The 17,796-nt window shown below is 67.6% G+C and carries 21 protein-coding genes; 10 read left to right on the forward strand and 11 right to left on the reverse strand.

The window, feature by feature from the left end; translation table 11 throughout:
• Nucleotides 1-68: 68 nt before the first annotated feature.
• From AvAM_RS20455 to phnG, 8 genes are read right to left on the reverse strand one after another with little or no spacing between them, the layout of a single operon-like run.
• On the reverse strand, nucleotides 69-1,223 hold the full coding sequence (locus AvAM_RS20455) for an alpha-D-ribose 1-methylphosphonate 5-triphosphate diphosphatase (RefSeq protein WP_137748789.1): 1,155 nt from the start codon (nucleotides 1,221-1,223) through the stop codon (nucleotides 69-71).
• Nucleotides 1,220-1,951: a phosphonate C-P lyase system protein PhnL gene (phnL, locus tag AvAM_RS20460; protein ID WP_137748790.1), complete on the reverse strand. Its 732-nt coding sequence runs from the start codon at nucleotides 1,949-1,951 to the stop codon at nucleotides 1,220-1,222. The genes AvAM_RS20455 and phnL overlap by 4 nt, the downstream gene beginning before the upstream one ends.
• Nucleotides 1,948-2,736 (reverse strand): phosphonate C-P lyase system protein PhnK, encoded by a 789-nt coding sequence (gene phnK, locus AvAM_RS20465; RefSeq protein WP_137748791.1) that lies wholly within the window; start codon nucleotides 2,734-2,736, stop codon nucleotides 1,948-1,950. The genes phnL and phnK overlap by 4 nt, the downstream gene beginning before the upstream one ends.
• A complete protein-coding gene (locus AvAM_RS20470; RefSeq protein ID WP_137748792.1) occupies nucleotides 2,733-3,194 on the reverse strand; it encodes a GNAT family N-acetyltransferase in 462 nt (153 codons plus the stop codon). The genes phnK and AvAM_RS20470 overlap by 4 nt, the downstream gene beginning before the upstream one ends.
• Nucleotides 3,191-4,111 carry an alpha-D-ribose 1-methylphosphonate 5-phosphate C-P-lyase PhnJ gene (locus AvAM_RS20475; protein WP_137748793.1) on the reverse strand — a complete coding sequence of 307 codons (921 nt, stop codon included), beginning with the start codon at nucleotides 4,109-4,111 and terminating at the stop codon, nucleotides 3,191-3,193. Before AvAM_RS20475 ends, AvAM_RS20470 begins: the two co-directional genes overlap by 4 nt.
• Nucleotides 4,108-5,208, reverse strand: coding sequence for a carbon-phosphorus lyase complex subunit PhnI (locus AvAM_RS20480; RefSeq protein ID WP_137748794.1), 1,101 nt, complete (start codon nucleotides 5,206-5,208; stop codon nucleotides 4,108-4,110). Before AvAM_RS20480 ends, AvAM_RS20475 begins: the two co-directional genes overlap by 4 nt.
• Nucleotides 5,209-5,210: 2 nt before the next feature.
• The gene (phnH, locus tag AvAM_RS20485; protein ID WP_249368257.1) at nucleotides 5,211-5,870 is read right to left on the reverse strand and encodes a phosphonate C-P lyase system protein PhnH; all 660 of its coding nucleotides are present in this window, start codon (nucleotides 5,868-5,870) and stop codon (nucleotides 5,211-5,213) included.
• Entirely contained in the window at nucleotides 5,867-6,379 is a 513-nt protein-coding gene (phnG, locus tag AvAM_RS20490; protein ID WP_137748795.1) for a phosphonate C-P lyase system protein PhnG, read from the reverse strand. The genes phnH and phnG overlap by 4 nt, the downstream gene beginning before the upstream one ends.
• Nucleotides 6,380-6,454: 75 nt before the next feature.
• On the opposite strand from phnG, the gene phnF reads away from it, so the two are divergent.
• Genes phnF through AvAM_RS20515 form a run of 5 tightly spaced genes read left to right on the forward strand, consistent with a single transcriptional unit; the run spans nucleotide 6,455 to nucleotide 10,221 of the window.
• On the forward strand, nucleotides 6,455-7,237 hold the full coding sequence (gene phnF / locus AvAM_RS20495) for a phosphonate metabolism transcriptional regulator PhnF (RefSeq protein ID WP_137748796.1): 783 nt from the start codon (nucleotides 6,455-6,457) through the stop codon (nucleotides 7,235-7,237).
• Nucleotides 7,224-7,952, forward strand: coding sequence for a DUF1045 domain-containing protein (locus AvAM_RS20500; RefSeq protein WP_137748797.1), 729 nt, complete (start codon nucleotides 7,224-7,226; stop codon nucleotides 7,950-7,952). The genes phnF and AvAM_RS20500 overlap by 14 nt, the downstream gene beginning before the upstream one ends.
• Entirely contained in the window at nucleotides 7,949-8,563 is a 615-nt protein-coding gene (phnN, locus tag AvAM_RS20505; RefSeq protein ID WP_137748798.1) for a phosphonate metabolism protein/1,5-bisphosphokinase (PRPP-forming) PhnN, read from the forward strand. Before AvAM_RS20500 ends, phnN begins: the two co-directional genes overlap by 4 nt.
• A complete protein-coding gene (gene arsC / locus AvAM_RS20510) occupies nucleotides 8,560-8,982 on the forward strand; it encodes an arsenate reductase (glutaredoxin) (protein ID WP_137748799.1) in 423 nt (140 codons plus the stop codon). Before phnN ends, arsC begins: the two co-directional genes overlap by 4 nt.
• A 39-nt stretch (nucleotides 8,983-9,021) precedes the next feature.
• Nucleotides 9,022-10,221: an MFS transporter gene (locus AvAM_RS20515; RefSeq protein WP_137748800.1), complete on the forward strand. Its 1,200-nt coding sequence runs from the start codon at nucleotides 9,022-9,024 to the stop codon at nucleotides 10,219-10,221.
• 20 nt (nucleotides 10,222-10,241) lie between these two features.
• Here AvAM_RS20515 and AvAM_RS20520 read toward each other — a convergent pair whose 3' ends face one another.
• Nucleotides 10,242-10,916 carry a DNA-3-methyladenine glycosylase I gene (locus tag AvAM_RS20520; protein ID WP_137748801.1) on the reverse strand — a complete coding sequence of 225 codons (675 nt, stop codon included), beginning with the start codon at nucleotides 10,914-10,916 and terminating at the stop codon, nucleotides 10,242-10,244.
• Nucleotides 10,917-10,998: 82 nt separating this feature from the next.
• Here AvAM_RS20520 and AvAM_RS20525 point away from each other — a divergent pair, with 82 nt between their 5' ends.
• Genes AvAM_RS20525 through AvAM_RS20535 form a run of 3 tightly spaced genes read left to right on the forward strand, consistent with a single transcriptional unit; the run spans nucleotide 10,999 to nucleotide 13,297 of the window.
• A complete protein-coding gene (locus AvAM_RS20525; RefSeq protein WP_137748802.1) occupies nucleotides 10,999-12,156 on the forward strand; it encodes an aminopeptidase in 1,158 nt (385 codons plus the stop codon).
• 11 nt (nucleotides 12,157-12,167) lie between these two features.
• A complete protein-coding gene (locus AvAM_RS20530) occupies nucleotides 12,168-12,575 on the forward strand; it encodes a polyhydroxyalkanoic acid system family protein (protein WP_137748803.1) in 408 nt (135 codons plus the stop codon).
• Between the two features lie 17 nt (nucleotides 12,576-12,592).
• A complete protein-coding gene (locus AvAM_RS20535) occupies nucleotides 12,593-13,297 on the forward strand; it encodes a nitroreductase (RefSeq protein ID WP_137748804.1) in 705 nt (234 codons plus the stop codon).
• 28 nt (nucleotides 13,298-13,325) lie between these two features.
• Here AvAM_RS20535 and AvAM_RS20540 read toward each other — a convergent pair whose 3' ends face one another.
• Nucleotides 13,326-14,390 (reverse strand): ornithine cyclodeaminase, encoded by a 1,065-nt coding sequence (locus AvAM_RS20540; protein ID WP_137748805.1) that lies wholly within the window; start codon nucleotides 14,388-14,390, stop codon nucleotides 13,326-13,328.
• A gap of 200 nt (nucleotides 14,391-14,590) precedes the next feature.
• On the opposite strand from AvAM_RS20540, the gene AvAM_RS20545 reads away from it, so the two are divergent.
• Nucleotides 14,591-15,511, forward strand: a complete 921-nt coding sequence (locus AvAM_RS20545) for a hydroxymethylglutaryl-CoA lyase (protein WP_137748806.1) — start codon at nucleotides 14,591-14,593, stop codon at nucleotides 15,509-15,511.
• A gap of 68 nt (nucleotides 15,512-15,579) precedes the next feature.
• Here AvAM_RS20545 and AvAM_RS20550 read toward each other — a convergent pair whose 3' ends face one another.
• Nucleotides 15,580-15,834, reverse strand: a complete 255-nt coding sequence (locus AvAM_RS20550; RefSeq protein WP_137748807.1) for an acyl-CoA-binding protein — start codon at nucleotides 15,832-15,834, stop codon at nucleotides 15,580-15,582.
• A 149-nt stretch (nucleotides 15,835-15,983) separates the two neighbouring features.
• Between AvAM_RS20550 and AvAM_RS20555 the strand changes: the two genes are divergently transcribed.
• On the forward strand, nucleotides 15,984-17,618 hold the full coding sequence (locus tag AvAM_RS20555; protein ID WP_137748808.1) for a wax ester/triacylglycerol synthase family O-acyltransferase: 1,635 nt from the start codon (nucleotides 15,984-15,986) through the stop codon (nucleotides 17,616-17,618).
• The last annotated feature ends 178 nt before the right edge of the window (nucleotides 17,619-17,796 follow it).

The following is a 17,796-nucleotide window of genomic DNA, read 5'->3' on the forward strand; positions in this document are numbered from 1 at the left end:
TGGTCGGGCGTGACAGTGCTTTGACAGTTGGGAGAAGTTTGGATGTCAGAGAGCGGTCTTGAGGCCTGCTACAGCACGCGCTGCCCTTCGCGCCACACCCCACGCACCACGGCCTGGCGGCCGCCATCGGGCAGCTCGGCCATGTGCACCTGCACCAGGTCGGCGCGCAGGCCGGGCGCGAGCGCGCCCCGGTCCAGCATGCCCGCCGCCTTGGCCGGGTTGCGGGTGACGGTGGCCACGGCCTGCGGCAGGGGCAGGATGTCGTCCTGCACCAGCCGCATCACCGCGCTCAGCAGGCTGCCGGGCACGTAGTCCGACGAAAGGATGTCCAGCAAGCCCCTGCGCGCCAGATCAGCCGCCGCCACATTGCCCGAGTGCGAGCCACCGCGCACCACGTTGGGACCGCCCATCACGGTGAGCAGCCCGCGCTCGTGCGCAGCCTGGGCTGCAGCCAGCGTGGTCGGGAACTCCGACATCGCAGCCCCTTCGGCGTGGGCCTGCTCCACATGCGCCACCGTTGTGTCGTCGTGGCTGGCCAGCGAGATGCCGTGCGTGCGGCAGTAATCCACGAAGTACGCGCGGTGCGGCTCGGCGTACTGCGCCTGCAGCGTGGCGGCGTGCGCCACCTGACGCTCGAACTTCTCGGCGCTCCAGCCCTTCTTGCCGGTGTAGTAGGTGCGGGCCTGCTCGATGTTCTCCCACTGGCGCTGGCCCGGGGTGTGGTCCATCAGCGAGATCAGCGACAGGCGCGAATGGCCGTGGAAGGGCTCGAACAGGTCGATGGTGTTGGGCGCAGGCAGCTCGCAGCGCACATGCAGGTGGTGGTCGGCACGCAGAAGGTTGCGTTCGGTGCAGGTGTCGATGGTGTCGAGCACGCGGTTCCAGGCGCTGCCGCGCAGGCTGTCCACATCGGCCTCGCCCACGCCCAGCGCGTCCAGCACCGTGGTGATGCCTGCGGCCGCAATCTCGGCGTCGTGGGCCAGCAGTGCGGGCATCTCGGCCCATTGCACCTTGGGTCGCGGCATCAGGTGGCGCTCGAAATTGTCGGTGTGGATTTCCACCAGGCCCGGCAACAGGTAGTCGCCCCCCAGGTCAATACCTTGCAGGGCTGCAGTGCCCCCGCTGTCCAGCGACGCAATGCGCCCGCCCTCCATGTGCAGGCTGCCCTGTACCACTTCCCCCGGCAGCACCATGCGGGCGTTCTTGAACACAGTCGCAGTCATGCCGATGCCCCCCGGAAGTCGCCCACATTCACGCGGCGCGTGGCCACGGCGGCGCCCACCTGCGCGTCATGAAAAATGCCCACCAGGGCCGCGCCGCGCGCCACGGCATCGCGGATCATGGCGATCACCGTCTCGGTGTTGGCCGCATCGAGGGATGCGGTGGGCTCGTCCAGCAACAGCAGCGGTTTGGGCTTGATCATGTTGCGGGCGATGTTGATGCGCTGCTGCTCCCCACCCGAGAACGTGGCGGGCGGCAGGTGCCACAGCCGTTCGGGGATGCGCAGGCGGGTCAGCCACTGGCGGGCAGCCTCGCGGGCGGCCTCGATGCCCGCAGGGTCGTCGCCCGCGTCTTCGGACAGTGGCTCGGCCACCACATCCAGGGCCGACACGCGCGGGATGACCCGCAGGAACTGGCTCACATAGCCCACGGTGTCGCGCCGCAGCTGCACCAGCGCACGCGGCGTGGCCTGCGTCACGTCCACCACGGTGCCATCGGCCGAGCGCACGGTGATGCGGCCGGCATTGGCCCGGTAGTTGGCATAGATCATCTTGAGCAGCGTGCTCTTGCCCATGCCTGAGGGGCCGTCAAGCACCACGCACTCGCCCGGCTGCACGGCCAGGTCCACCTGGGCGAGCACGGGCAGTTCGATACCGTTCTGGTGGTGCAGGGTGAAGCGCTTGGCCACCCCTTGCATCTGGAGGATGGGCGCAATGGAAGGTGGGTTCATGGCTGCAGTACCGAAGAAACGAGGAGCTGGGTGTAGGGGTGTTGCGGGTCGTCGAGCACCTGGTCGGTCAGGCCCGCTTCGACCACGCGGCCCCGCTGCATGACCACCATGCGGTGCGCCAGCAGGCGCGCCACCGCCAGGTCGTGCGTGACCACAATGGCCGCCAACTGCATCTGCCGCGTGAGCTGGCGCAGCAGGTCCAGCAGGCGCGCTTGCACCGACACATCGAGGCCCGAGGTGGGTTCGTCCATAAACACCAGGCGGGGCTGGGTGACGAGGTTGCGGGCAATCTGCAGGCGTTGGCGCATACCGCCCGAAAACGTGCGTGGTGCATCGTCGATGCGCGCCGCGTCGATCTCCACGCGCTGCAGCCATTCCGTGGCCGTGGCGCGCAGGCGGCCATAGTGGCGCTCGCCCAGACCCATCAAGCGCTCGCCCACATTGGCACCGGCGGACACGTCCATGCGCAGACCGTCCGCCGCGTTCTGGTGCACAAAGCCCCAGTCGGTGCGGGCCAGCAGGCGCTGCTGGGCCTCGCTCATGGCATAGATGTCCTGCAGCTCGCCGCTGCGCTGGCGGAACTGCACCGTGCCTTCGTCCGGGGCGCTGCGCGCCGCAATGGCGTTGAGCAGGGTGGACTTGCCGGAGCCCGACTCGCCCACCAAGGCCAGCACCTCGCCGGGCCACAGGTCGAAGGACGCGCCTTGCAGCGCCACACGGTCGCCGTAGCGCTTGCTGACATTGCGCACGCTCAGCAGCGGCGCAGCAGGTTCAGAGTGGTTCATGTGAGGGTTTCAATCACAAAGCTCAGGCCATGCTGCGGAAAGCCCAAGGATTCATAGAAGGCATGCGCGCCCTTGCGGCGGGCGTTGGACGAGAGCGCGAGCTTGTAGCAGCCCGCGTCGCGCGCCTGCTGCATGGCGTGGGCCATCATCTGGCGGCCAATGCCTCGGCCCTGCTGGTCCTGTGCCACAACCACGTCTTCGACGATGGCCGAGGGCGTGCCCCGGTGCGCCAGGTTGTGCATGACGAGCAGCGCGTAGGTGCCCACCACAACGCCGTGCTGCGCGGTATCGCAGGCCACCCACAGGCGGTAGCTGGGGTAGCGGGCGAACTGGGACCATACGGCCTCGGCTTCTTCCAGGGTCAGCACGTCGGCCGGGCTGTCTTCAATGGCAGCATACAGCGCCAGCACGCTCCCCAGGTCGGACTGCAGGGCTTCGCGGATGTGCATGGTGCTCATGCGGCGCCGCCTTCCACCCGCGCAGTTTCGGCCTGCTGCGCCTGGCGCTCCTGGCAATAGTCCGAGTCCGAGCACACATGCATGCGCCCGCCCTGGTCGTCGGTGATGACCTCGTCGAGAAAGCTGTCGGTGGCGCCACACAGCGCGCAAGCAGCATCCCAGCGCTGCACCTCGAACGGGTGGTCTTCAAAACCAAGGCTCTCCACCGGCGTATAGGGCGGCACGGCATAGATGCGCTTTTCGCGGCCCGCGCCAAACAGCTGCAGCGCGGGGTTCATGTGCATCTTGGGGTTGTCGAACTTGGGGATGGGCGATGGCGCCATCACGTACCGGCCGTTGACCAGCACCGGGTAGTCGTAGGTGGTGGCGATGTGGCCGTAGCGTGCGATGTCTTCGTAGAGCTTGACGTGCATGAGCCCGTACTCGGCCAGGCCGTGCAGCGTGCGCGTTTCGGTCTCGCGCGGCTCCAGGCGCTGCATGGGCTCGGGCACCGGCACCTGGTAGACGATGACCTGGCCTTCGGCCAGCGGCGTTTCGGGAATGCGGTGGCGCGTCTGGATCAGCGTGGCCACGCGCGTGCGGGTAGTGGTCGCCACCGCCGTGGTGCGCTCGAAGAAGCGACGGATGTTGACCGCGTTGACCGTGTCGTCCGAGCCCTGGTCGATGACCTTGAGGCAGTCCTGCGGGCCGATGATGGACGCGGTGACCTGGATGCCGCCCGTGCCCCAGCCATAGGGCAACGGCATCTCGCGCGAGCCAAACGGCACCTGGTAGCCAGGAATGGCCACGGCCTTGAGGATGGCGCGGCGGATCATGCGCTTGGTGCGCTCGTCCAGGTAGGCAAAGTTGAAGTGGCCGTCCACCGGTGCGGCGTCGGCGGGCAGGCCCATCACGGCCGGTTCCATGGGTGCGTTCATGCGGCGTCTCCGTGTTCGGTGTTGGCGGGGTTTGCAGCGGCGCGCATCTTGCGCACCAGCTCCAGCTCGGACTGGAAGTCCACGTAGTGCGGCAGCTTCAGGTGCTGCACAAAGCCCGAGGCTTCGAGGCTGTCGCTGTGGCCCAGCACAAATTCCTGCATCTGCGCGGGGGACTCCACCTGCTCGCCCAATTCATCAGCACGCAGGGCGCGGTCCACCAGGCTCATCGCCATGGCCTTGCGCTCGCTGTGGCCAAACGCCAGGCCGTAGCCGCGTGTGAACTGCGGGGGCTGGCTCTTGCTGCCGGCAAACTGGTTCACCATCTCGCATTCGGTGATCTCGATATCGCCAATGTCGATGGCAAAGCCCAGCTCTTCGGGCACGATCTCCACCGCCACCGTGCCCAGGCGCACTTCGCCCACAAACGGGTGCGAGTGCGAATAGCCGCGCTGCGTGGAATACGCCATGGCGAGCAAGAAGCCCTCGTCCCCGCGCGCCAGGTTTTGCAGGCGGGTGGCGCGGTTGGCAGGGAAGCGCAGTGGCTCACGGGTCAGGTCTGTGGGCGCGGGGTCGCCCGGGGGCACGGGGCGGGTTTCGATCAAGCCTTCCTGGTTGAGCAGGTCCACTACGCGCGGCGTGGGGCCGGGTGGCACCGCAGCTGCCGCAGCGGCAGGCGGCGCCACCGGGCCTTCGGCCAGCAGCTTGAAGTCGAGCAGGCGCTGCGTGTAGTCGTAGGTGGGGCCCAACACCTGGCCGCCCGGCAGGTCCTTGAAGGTGGCGGAGATGCGCCGGTCCAGTGCCATGCGGCTGGTGTCCAGCGGGCAGGTGGTGCCCAGGCGCGGCAGCGTGGCGCGGTAGGCGCGCAGCAAGAAGATGGCTTCCACCAGGTCACCCGCAGCCTGCTTGATGGCGAGGGCCGCGAGCTCGGGGTCGTACACCGAGCCCTCGGTCATCACCCGGTCCACAGCCAGCTTGAGCTGCTGGCGGATCTGCGCCACCGAGAGTTCGGGGCGTGCGGCATCACCCCGGCGCTGGCGCGCCAACAACTGGTAGCTGTTGAGAATGGCGGCTTCTCCGCCCTTGACGGCTACGTACATGCTCAGGCCTCCTGAAGGGCGGGGGCAACGCGCGCCGCCCGCGTGGTGCGGGGCAGGCCCACGATGTGGTCCGCAGCAGCCAGCAGCAGGTCCACACCGCGCGGAAACGCTGCGTGGTTGGCAGCCCACTGGGTCTCGAAGTCGTCGGGCAATCCATCCACCAGCAAGGCCGTCATCTCCTGAATACCAGGCCCGCGCAATTCCCACGCATCGATGGCGTCAGCGGTGGTGGCTTCTGCACGCGATAGATCGACCACACAAGTCGCTGATTGGTCCGGGTAGATGTCAGTGCCCAAGGCCAAGCTGCTCAGCGCGGGCAAGGCATCGCCCTGCGCTACCCACACAAAGCGGGCCTGCGTCGGATCGGTCACCAAGGTGCAGCCCGTGTGAAAGCGCAACCAGGCACCGGCATCACTGGCAGCCAGCCTGGGCGAGAGCCACAGCGTGCAGTCGCTGTCGAGCAGCGCCAGCAGCACGGCCGCCGATGCGGCATGACCCACAGCAGGAGTCTGTGCGTCGTGCTCCACCGCCACCGTGCGGCCAGGGTGCGACAGCGCCTGCAGTACCTCGCGGAACACCGCCTGGCTGCCAAAGGCTTCGTTCGAGAATCCGGCACCCAGGGATGCCAACGGGGTCACTGGGGTCATCGGGGTCGCGCTCATTCGGTGTCCTCGTCGTTGTCGGTGCCGCTCTCGCGCGCCACGGTAAAGAAGTCCACCTTGGTGCTGGCAGCCCGCGCCTGGCGCTCGGCCTGGGTGTTGCGCAGGTGGGCACGGATGGGGTCGAGCAGTTGTGCGTCCAGCGCTGGTTGCTGAACAGGGTCTTGCAGCAGCGCATCGGCCAAGGCCGCCAGCTGCACTTGGCGGTGCGATCGGCCCAGCACGTAGGCCACGCCCACAGTGGCCTCGGCAGCGTTAGATGCGTCGGCCACGCGCAAGGCGCAGCGGGTAACGGTGACCTCGCCCAGGTTGAAGCGCTCGCCCGTGCCCCCGGCGCGGCCCTGCACCATCATCAGACCTGTCTCGGGCGCACGCAGCCAGCGCGCGGGGCGCGTGGCATGCTCGTGCAAGGCAGATTCGAGCAGCCCCAGCGGCGCCCGGGCCAGCAGCGCCATCCACTGCGCGCGGCCCAGGGGGCGGTCCGGCCCCGGGTTGTCAAAGGCTTGAAACATGGAAGTGGTACCCTGAAAGTTGTATAGACAAATTGAACAACTGGCGCCAGCTTAAAGAGCGCGCATGTAGGTTTCATGACAGCCAGCACCACCTCTCTCACGACCCCGTTACAGGTCCCGCATGCCCCACCACTGCGCCCTGCGCGCGACAGCTTCTGGACGCGCATTGCCGCCGAACTGGCTGAGGCCATTGGCAGCGGTGTGTACCCGCCGGGACAGCGCCTGCCCTCGGAGCACGCACTGGCCGAGCAGTTCGGCGTGAACCGCCACACCATCCGCCGCTCGCTCGCCAGCCTGTGCAGCCAGGGGCTGGTGCGCATCACGCAGGGCAGCGGCACCTATGTGGAAGACTTTGCAGTGGACCTGGTGCTGGGTAAGCGCACGCGCCACCAGCAGGGCCTGGCACAGGCCGGTCTGCGCGGCAGCCTGGTGGTGCTGCAGGCCCAGACCACGCGCGCCACGGCGGCGCTGGCCAAGGCGCTGCAAGTGCCCGCGCGCAGCCCGCTGCTGGCGCTGCGCGTTCGGGGCGACGCCGAGGGCCAGCCCTTGCACATCAGCGAGCGCTACTTTCCCCTGCCCCGCTTCGAAAACCTGGCGGCCGTGGTGCGCGAAACGGGCTCCATCACCGCAGGCTTCACTGCCCACGGCGTTGCTGACTACACGCGCCGCGAAAGCCGCATCACCGCCGAGCTGCCGAGCGCCGAAGTGGCCGCCCAGTTGCGCCAGCCCACCTCACGCCCCGTGCTGCAGGTAGAGAGCCTGAACGTGGACCTGACAGGCACACCCATCGAATGGGCCCGCGCCTGGTTTGCGGGCGACCGCGTGAAACTGACCATTGACCACGATGAACACACCTGACATGCCACCCACCCACCACCGCTATGCCGTGTACTTCGCCCCCAACCCGGGCAGCCTGGGCTGGCTGGCCGGCAGCCACTGGCTGGGGCGCTGCGCTGCGTTGCTGCAGCCGCTGCAGCAGCTCGCCATTGACGGCGTGGCGGCCGACGCACTGCACCGCATGACCGCAGCGCCCCGTCGCTACGGCTGGCACGCCACGCTCAAGGCGCCGTTTGCGCTCGCGCCCGGCACCGACTGGATCACGCTGCACCAGGCCGTGCAGGAGGTGGCGCGCGGGCTGCAACCCTTTGTGCTGCCGCCGCTGCAGGTACAACGCATCGACGACTTTCTGGCGCTGGTGCCCCCGGCGTTGCACCCCGCCAATGCACAGATCCAGGAGACCGCCGCCACCTGCGTGACGGCGCTTCAGTCCTTGGCCGCGCCCCTGTCCGACGCCGACCTGGCCCGGCGCCGCGCAGCGGGGCTCACCGCACGACAGGACGCACTGCTGCAGCAATGGGGCTACCCGTTTGTGCTGGACGAATTCCGCTTTCACATGTCGCTCACCGGCAGCCTGGCGCAGGTAGACGCACCCACGCAGTCGCTGGTGTTCGAGGCCGCACAGGAATTTTTCTCGGACCTGCCCATCCTCAAGTTCAACAGCCTCGCCTTGTTCGCAGAGCCCACGCCCGGCGCAGACTTTGTGCTGCTGGACCACCTGGAGATGGGCGCATGACCGCCGGTCGGCTGGTCTACTGCATGGGCCCCTCGGGTGCGGGCAAGGACAGCCTGCTGCACTGGCTGCGCGCGCACCTGCCCCAGCCTTGCCCCGTGCACTGGGCGCAGCGCACCATCAGCCGTGCCGCCACGTCCGGTGGCGAAGCGCATGACAGCGTTTCGCCCCAAGCGTTTGTTGCGCTGTGCAGCGAACACGCCTTTGCCCTGCACTGGCAGGCCAACGGCCTGGGTTATGGCGTGCGGCATGCGCAACTGGCGCCGCTGGCGCGGGGCCACTGGGTACTGCTCAATGGCTCCCGCGCCTACCTGCCTGAGGCCCTGGCGCGGTTCCCGGACCTGGTGGCCATACACATCACCGCCAGCCCCCAGGTGCTGCGCGAGCGCCTGCTGTCGCGCGGCCGCGAGACCCGCGAAGAGGTGGAGGCCCGGGTGCAGCGCGCGCTGGCCTACACCCCACCCCCGGGAGCCGCCAGCCTGGAGGTGCACAACGACGGCGCGCTGGGCGATGCGGGCCAGCGGCTGCTGAACGCGCTGGAAAATTTGCCGGGCTGGCCCCGGCGCAGTGGCAAACTTTCGCCCATCGCACCCATCCTTTCCAGCACGCCATGACCACCATCACGATCTATCACAACCCCAAGTGCGGCACGTCCCGCAACACCCTCGCCATGATCCGTAACAGCGGTACGGAGCCCGAGGTCATCGAATACCTGAAAACCCCGCCCGACCGCGCCACGCTGGTGGCGCTGATTGCAGCGACCGGCGAACCGGTGATCAACGCCGTGCGCACCAAGGAAGCGATCTTCACCGAGCTGCAGCTGGACGCACCAGGCGTCACCGACGCGCAGCTCATCGACGCAATGCTGCAGCACCCCATCCTCATCAACCGCCCCATCGTCGTCACGCCCCTGGGCACTCGGCTATGCCGCCCGTCCGAGAAGGTGCTGGACATCCTGCCTGCGCCGCAGCAAGGTGGGTTCACCAAGGAAGATGGCGAAGTCATCATCGACGCGCAGGGCCAGCGTGTCTGAGGCGGTTACACACCCCCAGGCCGTAGCGCACCGCGCGGCATGAACGCCGCCTCGCAACGCTGGACCGTGGCGCGCCTGGGCACGGCCCAGACCCTGGCCTGGGCCTCGTCCTACTACCTGCCCGCCATGCTGGCCGCGCCCATGGCGCGCGACCTGGGCGTGGCCACGCCCACGGTGTTCGCGGCATTTTCGGTGGCACTCATCGTGTCGGCACTGCTCGGGCCCTTCGCTGGCCGCGCCATCGACCGCCATGGCGGCCGCCCGGTGCTGGTGTGCACCAACCTGTTGTTTGCCGCCAGCCTGGCGGGCATGGCGCTGGCGCAAGGCCCTGTGGGTCTGTTTGCCGCGTGGGTGTTGATGGGCGTGGCCATGGGTTCGGGCCTGTACGAGGCTGCGTTTGCCACGCTGGTGCGGCTGTACGGCCAGGGCGCACGCGGCGCCATCACCGGCATCACGCTGATTGCGGGGTTTGCCAGCACCGTGGGCTGGCCTCTGTCGGCCTGGATGGAGACGCAGTGGGGATGGCGCGGCGCGTGCGCGGGCTGGGCGGCGCTGCACTTGCTGGTGGGCGTGCCGCTCAACGGCTGGCTGCCACGCGCCGACACAGCAAAGAAGCCGCCCCCACCTTCGGCAGATGAACCTGTGGCGGCCACCTCGGCACCGGCTGCATCCGCCCCGCCCACTGCCGCCCACCCGTTGCGCACCACCGTGCTGCTGTCGTTTGTGTTTGCCGTCACCTGGTTCACCAGTACCGCCATGGCGGCCCACCTGCCGCGACTGCTTCAGGCCAGCGGTACGTCGCTGCAGGCGGCTGTGGCCCTGGCCGCGCTGGTGGGCCCGGCACAGGTGGCAGCGCGCCTGCTGGAGTTTGGCTTGCTGCGCCGCCTGCACCCGCTGCTGTCGGCCCAGCTGGCCGCCGCCGCACATCCCGTGGGCGCTGGCCTGCTGATGGCGCTGGGCGGGCCTGCTGCGGCAGTATTTACCGTGCTGCATGGCGCGGGCAACGGCATCCTGACCATTGCCAAGGGCACGCTGCCGCTGGTGCTGTTTGGCCCCGCAGGCTACGGCGCGCGCCAGGGCCTGATGATGGTGCCCGCCCGTGTGGCGCAGGCGTTTGCACCCGTGCTGTTTGGCATGGCGCTGGACCGCGCTGGCGCCGATGCCCTGTGGCTCACCACACTGCTGGGCCTGGCTGCGCTGGGGGCGCTGTGGCTGCTACGGCCTATGGCGCGGGCCTGAGCGATCTATCGATTGATCGGTCAGCCGCGCGGCACCACAAACGCCTTGCGCGCCGCCAGCGCTGCGGGGCGCGAATGGCAACCCTCCAGGTGGTCATTCACCAGCCCCATGGCCTGCATGAAGGCGTAGACCGTGGTCGGGCCTACAAAACTCCAGCCCCGCTTTTTCAGGTCCTTGGACATGGCAACCGACGCGGGCGACGTGGACAGGGTGCGCGCCACTTCGCGCGTGATGCGCTCGGGCCGGTCTGTGGCGGCGGGCTCGTAGCGCCAGGCGTAATGCGCCAGCGAGCCGAACTCGCGCCGCAGCTCCAGCACGCGGCGCGCGTTGTTGATGGTGGACTCGATCTTGCCCCGGTGGCGCACGATGGCCGCGTCCTGCACCAGGCGCTCGACCTCGGCCGGGCCAAAGGCTGCGACCTGCTCGGCGTCGAAGTTGGCAAACACCGCGCGAAAACCCTCGCGCTTGTTCAGGATCGTGAGCCAGCTCAGGCCGGACTGAAAACCCTCCAGGCAGATCTTCTCGAACAGTCGGCGGTCGTCCGCCACCGGAAAGCCCCACTCGGTATCGTGGTAGTGGCGGTACAGCGGCGTGGCCTGGCACCAGGTGCAACGCGGGCAACCGGATTCGTCGGCGAACAGGCCGTCGGCCAGTGCGGTTGGGCGAGCAGGGTCTTGAGCAGTCGAAGGGGTCATGCGCGGCATTCTAGAAACCACCACAGCCAAGCTGCTGACAGGGCGAGCACAAAGGGCCCGATCTGCCCATAAACTGCGCTGCATGCGCGAGCCACTTTCCCGCCTGCGGGCCACTTTCAGCCTGATGCTTTGCCTGGTGCTGTGCGGCTGCGCCAGCACCACCGGCCCCTCCAACGCGTGGGGCTACTACTGGCAATCGCTGCGCGGGCACATGCAGATCATGCATGCCGCAGAACCCATTGACGATTGGGTGGCGCGCAAAGACATCTCGCCCGCCCTGCGCGAGCGGCTGCAGCTGGCACAACGTGCGCGGGCCTTTGCGGTCACAGAACTCGGCCTGCCCGACAACGCTAGTTACCGCCGCTATGCCGACCTGAAGCGCCCCGCCGCCGTGTGGAATGTGGTCGCCGCGCCGCCCTATTCGCTGACGCTGCACACGTGGTGCTTTCCGGTCACGGGCTGCATTGGCTACCGGGGTTATTTCACCGAGGCGGCAGCGCAGGCCGAGGCGGCCGAGCTGGCCGCGCAGGGCCTGGAGGTGGAGGTGTACGGCGTGCCCGCCTACTCCACGCTGGGCTACATGAACTGGGCGGGCGGCGACCCGCTGCTGTCCACCTTCATCGCCTGGCCCGAGGGCGACTTTGTGCGCCTGCTGTTCCACGAGCTGGCGCACCAGGTGGTGTACGCAAAGAACGACACCTTGTTCAACGAGTCCTTTGCCACGGCGGTGGAGCGCATCGGCGTGGCGCAGTGGCTGGCCACGCAATCCACCCCCGCCGCGCGCGAGGCCTACGCCACCAACGAGGCGCGGCGCGGCGCCTTCCGCGCCCTGACCCGCGCCACACGCGCCCAACTTGCCGCCATTTATGAGCAAAAAGAGGCCTCTGCGCGCGATGAGCAATCTCTTTTAGCTATCAAAAATGAAGCAATGCAGCGTTTCCGCGCAGACTACGCCGCGCTGCGCGAGCGCTGGCTGAGTCCGCCCGGCGGGGGGGCGCCCCAGGCCACCAACGCCCAGGTAGCAGGCTACGACCGCTGGGTGGCCCAGGCCAACAACGCCAGCTTCGCGGCCCAGGCCGCCTACGACGAACTGGTGCCTGCATTCGAAGCCCTGTTCGAGCGCGAGGGCCGCAGCTGGCCCCGGTTTTATGATGCCGTACGCCAATTGACGCAGCAGCCCCAGCCACAACGCCACGAGGCCTTGCGCGCACTGCTGCCATCCCAGACAACGCCCTCATAAGGAGACGCCCCATGCCAGACATCCACATCCACCGCGACCACCACCTGGGTTTCAAGGAAGCCCGCAAAGTGGCCTTCTCCTGGGCCGAAAAAGCCGAAGAGAAATTCGACATGGAATGCACCTACGAAGAGGGTGACACCGAAGACTTGCTGACCTTCACCCGCACAGGCGTCAAGGGCACGCTGCTGGTGGATGCCCACCAGTTCGAGATGAAAGCGCAGCTGGGCTTTTTGCTGGGCGCGTTCAAGGACCGCATCGAGGCCGAGATTGGCGAACAGCTGGACGCATTGCTCAATGCACCGCACCCCGGTGCCAAGAAGCCTGCGGCCGACAAGAAGAAAGCAGCGGCAGACACGGATGCTGGCAAGCCAGCCCCCAAGGCACCAGCCAAACCGGCCGCCAAGGCCAAGAAGGCCTAGCCACCCAGGCCACCGCCATGACATCCCCTGCAAACGAAGCCACCGCCCACAGCCCGGCGTTTGACACCCTCTCCACGCTGCTGCACACCCGCTACAGCTGCCGCGCCTTTCTGCCCGAGCCGTTGCCGCGCAGCACCATCGAGGCCATCCTGGCCACCGCGCAGCGCACGGCATCGTGGTGCAACGCGCAGCCCTGGCAGCTCACCATAGCCAGCGGCGCCACGCTGGAGCGTCTGCGCAGCGAAATGCAGTCGCACATGACCACCGCAGCCCCCGCCCCCGACCTGCCCTGGCCCCGCGAATACCGGGGTGTGTACCAGGAACGGCGGCGCGAATGCGGCTGGGGCCTGTACGAAGCCCTGGGCATTGCCAAAGGCGACCGCGAAGCTTCGGCGCGCCAGGCGGCGCAGAATATCACCATGTTTGGCGCACCGCATGTGGCCATCATCACCAGCGACGAGGCCCTGGGCGTGTACGGCGCGGTGGACTGCGGCGCGTATGTGAGCAACTTCATGCTGGCCGCGCACAGCCTGGGCGTGGGCTCCATCGCACAGGCTGCGCTCGCGTCCTACCCCGGCGTGCTGCGCGAGGTGCTGGGCATTGGTGACGACCGCAGCATCGTCTGTGGCATCTCGTTCGGGATGGCAGACCCAGCGCACCCGGCCAATCACTTCCGCACCACGCGCGCCGACCCGGCCAGCAGTGTGGTGTGGAAGGACTGAGACGCCGAGAGGCGGGACCTGACGAGCGTCAGGCCACAACGCGCAGCATGGGACTGCGTGTATGCAGCAACCCAAACAGGTTCTTGGGGTCTGACAGCTGAGGGATGAGTTCGATGGGCTGGCCCATGCCCAGTTCGGCCGCCGCGTCGCGCAAGAAACGCAGCGCAGAAAAATCCTCGAGCGCAAACCCCACGGAGTCGAACACCGTCACCGCCGCATCGCTCGCGCGCCCGCCGTGCTGGCCCGCCAGCACCTCCCACAGCTCGGTCACTGCAAAGTCAGGCGGCAGTTGCTGGATGTCGCCTTCGATGCGCGTCTGTGGCGCGTATTCCACAAACACCTGGGCCCGGCGCAGCACGTCCGCATGCAGCTCGGTCTTTCCGGGGCAGTCGCCACCCACCGCGTTGATGTGCATGCCGGGGGCGAGCATATCGGGCGTGAGGATGGTGGCGTTGGTCTTGTCGGCCGTCACCGTGGTCACAATGTCGGCGCCACGCACGGCCTCGGCCGTGCTGGTGCAGGCCACGGTGCGCAGGCCCGTCATGCCTTGCAGGTTGGCCCGCAGCTTGGCCGTCGCAGCCGGATCGGTGTCGAACAGGCGCAGGGTGTCGATGCCCAGCAAATGGTGAAAGGCGAGCGCCTGGAACTCGCTCTGTGCACCGTTGCCAATCAGCGCCATGGTGCGGGCACCGGGGCGGGCCAAGACCCGTGCGGCCACGGCCGACATGGCGGCGGTGCGCAGCGCGGTGGTGAGGGTGAGTTCGCTCAGCAGCAGCGGCGCGCCCGTGGCCACATCGGCCAGCACGCCAAACGCCATCACCGTGGACAACCCCCAGCGCGTGTTCTTAGGGTGGCCGTTGACGTACTTGAACGCATAGGTCTGGTCGTCTGCAATCGGCATGAGTTCGATCACACCGTCGCGAGAGTGGCTCGCCACCCGTGCCGATTTGTCGAACATGCCCCACCGCAGGAAGTCAGCCTGGATGTAATCGGCGATACCGCGCAGGCAGGGCTCGACGCCCTTGTGCTGCACCAAAGCGATCACATCGGGGGCGCTGAGGTACAGGGTGGAAAAGTGCGGGGGGGTAGCCATGGTGTTTGTCTCCAGATACGACTGAATGTGTCTCCAGGCAGTGTCCCGAAGCGCCAAAACAATAGGAATCGCCCAAACTGCCGCTTATTGCAGGGCGGTTTGCCGGTATGCCAGCCAAAATTGCCACTTTGCTCAAAAGCCCAGGGCTGCGCCCGGCGCCACCCGCGCGCTATCCTCTGCCGCTTGATTTGCACCGCACCATGACGTCCCCAGAAATCCTCATCAGCGAAGTCGGCCCGCGCGACGGCCTGCAGTCCGTCAAAGCCACCATGCCCACCGCCCACAAGCTGCGCTGGATCGACGCGCTGGTGGCTGCGGGCCTGCGCGAGATTGAAGTCGGTTCGTTCGTACCCGCCCGCCTGCTGCCCCAGATGGCCGATGTGGCCGAGGTGGTGCGCCACGCCCTCACCCACCCCGGCGTCACCGTGATGGCGCTGGCGCCGAACCTGCGCGGCGCCGAGGCCGCCCTCGCGGCAGGCGTGCACAAGGTCACCTTGCCGGTGTCGGCCAGCGCCGCCCATTCGCTGGCCAATGTGCGCAAGACACGCGAGGCCATGGTCGAAGAGGTGCGGGCCGTGGCACAGCTGCGCGACGCGCAGGCGCCCGGCGTGCTGGTGGAGGTGGGGCTGTCCACCGCCTTTGGCTGCACGCTGCAGGGCGTGGTGCCCGAGGACGATGTGATCTGGCTCGCGGCCCTGTGTGCCGAGGCGGGTGCAGACGAGGTAGGCCTGTCGGACACCACCGGCATGGCCAACCCGGCCCAGGTGCGCCGCCTGTTCACACGCCTGCGCGCCGAGCTGGGCGTCAAGGCCGGGGCGGCCCACATGCACAACACCCGGGGCCTGGGCCTGGCCAACTGCCTGGCGGCCTACGACGTGGGGGTGCGGACCTTTGATGCGTCGCTGGGCGGCCTGGGCGGCTGCCCCTATGCGCCCGGCGCCTCGGGCAATGTGGTGACCGAAGACCTGGTGTTCATGTTCGAGGCCATGGGCATCACCACAGGAGTGGACCTGGAGCGCCTGATGGCCGCACGCGCGCCGCTGCAGACCGGACTGCCGGGCGAGCCGGTCTACGGCATGACGCCGGAGGCGGGGCTACCCAAAGGGTGGACCCAGGGTTGATGCCTCTGCAGCCCCAATAAAAAAGGCGACCAAAAGGTCGCCTTTTTTATTGGGAGAGAACCGCCGTATCAGCTCAGCGAGGTGATCAGGTCCACATACTGCTGCTTGGCTTCATCGGCGCCCGTACCCTTGAGCTTTTCCCAGGCGTCCCACTTGGCGCGGCCCACCATGTCGGAGAAGCTGGGCTTCTTCTCGGTGTTGTCGCCTGCGGTGGCTTGCTTGTACAGCGCATAGATCTTGAGCAGCGTGGCGTTGTCGGGACGCTCGCTCAGGTTCTTGGAATTGGCCACAGCGGCGTCGAAGGTGGCGTTGAGGTCGGCCATGTCAGTGTGCTCCTTGGAATGTTTGGGGGGAGGGAAAAAACGGTGTCGGCAAGGGTTTGCTGCGTTGTATCTTACGGGCTGAGCATGGCCCGGGGCCGCTCAATCCATAGAGGCAAGCCCCCAAAAATCAAACAATAGGTGTACATCTGATGGTGACCCGCATTCCAGCCCCCAGCAAAGCCGCGCCCGGCAATGGCCAGAACCCCTTGCGCAAGGTGCGCGACCAGGCCCCCGAGGTGGCACGCAAGGCCGCCCAGGCCTTGCCCCCCGCAGCCCGCAAGGCCGCCACCGTGGTCCAGAAAAACGTGCGCCGCGCTGCCACCGGCATGCTGGGCCTGTCGGGCGAGCGCATGAGCAAGGTGGATACCGCCTGGCTGCGCATGGATTCGAGCAGCAACCTGATGATGATCAATGGCGTGTGGACCCTCTCGCCTGGCATCACCTGGGAGGCGCTGTGCGAACGCGTGCAGCAGCGCCTGCTGCAGTACCCGCGCTTTCGCCAGCGGGTGGTGGAAGACGCGGCGGGCGCTACCTGGGTGGAGGACAAGGGCTTCGACATCGCCGCCCATGTGCTGCGCGAGAAGCTGCCCCACCAAAAGGGCCAGAGCATGCAGCGCGCGCTGCAGGACCGTGTGGGCGAACTCGCCATGCAGCCGCTCGATACACGCCGCCCGCTGTGGCAGATGCACCTGATCGAAGACTTTGTGGGCGACGACGGCGCGAAAGGCAGCGCACTCATCGTGCGCATCCACCACTGCATTGCTGACGGCATCGCCCTCATCTCGGTGACCATGTCGCTGGTAGATGGTGGTTCGGAGCCCCCCAAGCGCAAGGCGCGGGCCGACAAGGAAGCCGCCACCGCCGAAGACTGGATTGCGGACACGCTGATCAAACCCTTCACCGGCCTCACCGTGAAGGCGCTGGACCTGGCAGGCGACAGCGCGGCCAAGTCGTTGCAAATGCTGGGTGACCCAGAGAAAGCCATGCAGCATGGGCTCTCGGGCACGGCCGACATGGCCCGCGTGGCCTACCAGCTGGTGAGCGATGCGGCCGCGCTGGCGCTGATGCCCGACGACTCGCCCACCCGCCTCAAGGGCCGGCCCGGCAGCGCCAAACGCGTGGCCTGGTGCCCGCCGATTCCGCTCGAAGAAGTCAAGGCCATCGGTAAGGCGCTCAACTGCTCCATCAACGATGTGCTGCTGTCGTGTGTGGCGGGCGCCATCGGCGGCTACCTGCGCAGCCAGGGCGACGACCCCACGGGCCAGGAGATCCGCGCCATGATCCCCGTGAACCTGCGCCCCATGGAAGAGGCGTGGAAGCTGGGCAACCGCTTTGGCCTGGTGCCCCTGGTGCTGCCGATTGGCGTGGCCAACCCCATCGAGCGCGTGTACGAAGTGCGCCGGCGCATGAACGCGCTCAAGGGCAGCACCCAGCCCATCCTGGCGTTTGCCATGCTGGCGGTGGCGGGGCTGATGATCAAGCCCGCGCAGGACGCACTGCTCAACCTGTTTGGCCGCAAGACCACGGCCGTGATGACCAACGTGCCCGGCCCCAAGGAACAGCTCACGCTGTGCGGATCGCGCGTCACGCAGTGCATGTTCTGGGTGCCGCAGTCGGGCGACATTGGCCTGGGTGTGTCCATCCTCAGCTACGGCGGCGGCGTGCAGTTTGGCGTGATCACCGACACCACCTTGTGCCCTGAGCCCCAACTGATCATCGACGCCTTTGCGCCCGAGTTTGACCAACTGTCACTGCTCACGCTGATGCTCCCGTGGGGTGAATAACCGCCTCTGCGCCGTGGCCCCGAGCGCTCTGGTGGATTGAGCACTGTTGTCGATGAAGAAAACATCCAGCAGGCTCGAATAGTGCGCGCCACGCGGGAGCGCAAGGGCAATGCGCTGGGCCACTGGCTGGACTGCAACAGCAAGCTCCGTCAGCGCGCGTTGTGCCAGCGTGCAATGC

Source organism: Acidovorax sp. NB1 (genome assembly GCF_005405905.1).
Classification (GTDB): Bacteria; Pseudomonadota; Gammaproteobacteria; order Burkholderiales; family Burkholderiaceae_C; genus Acidovorax.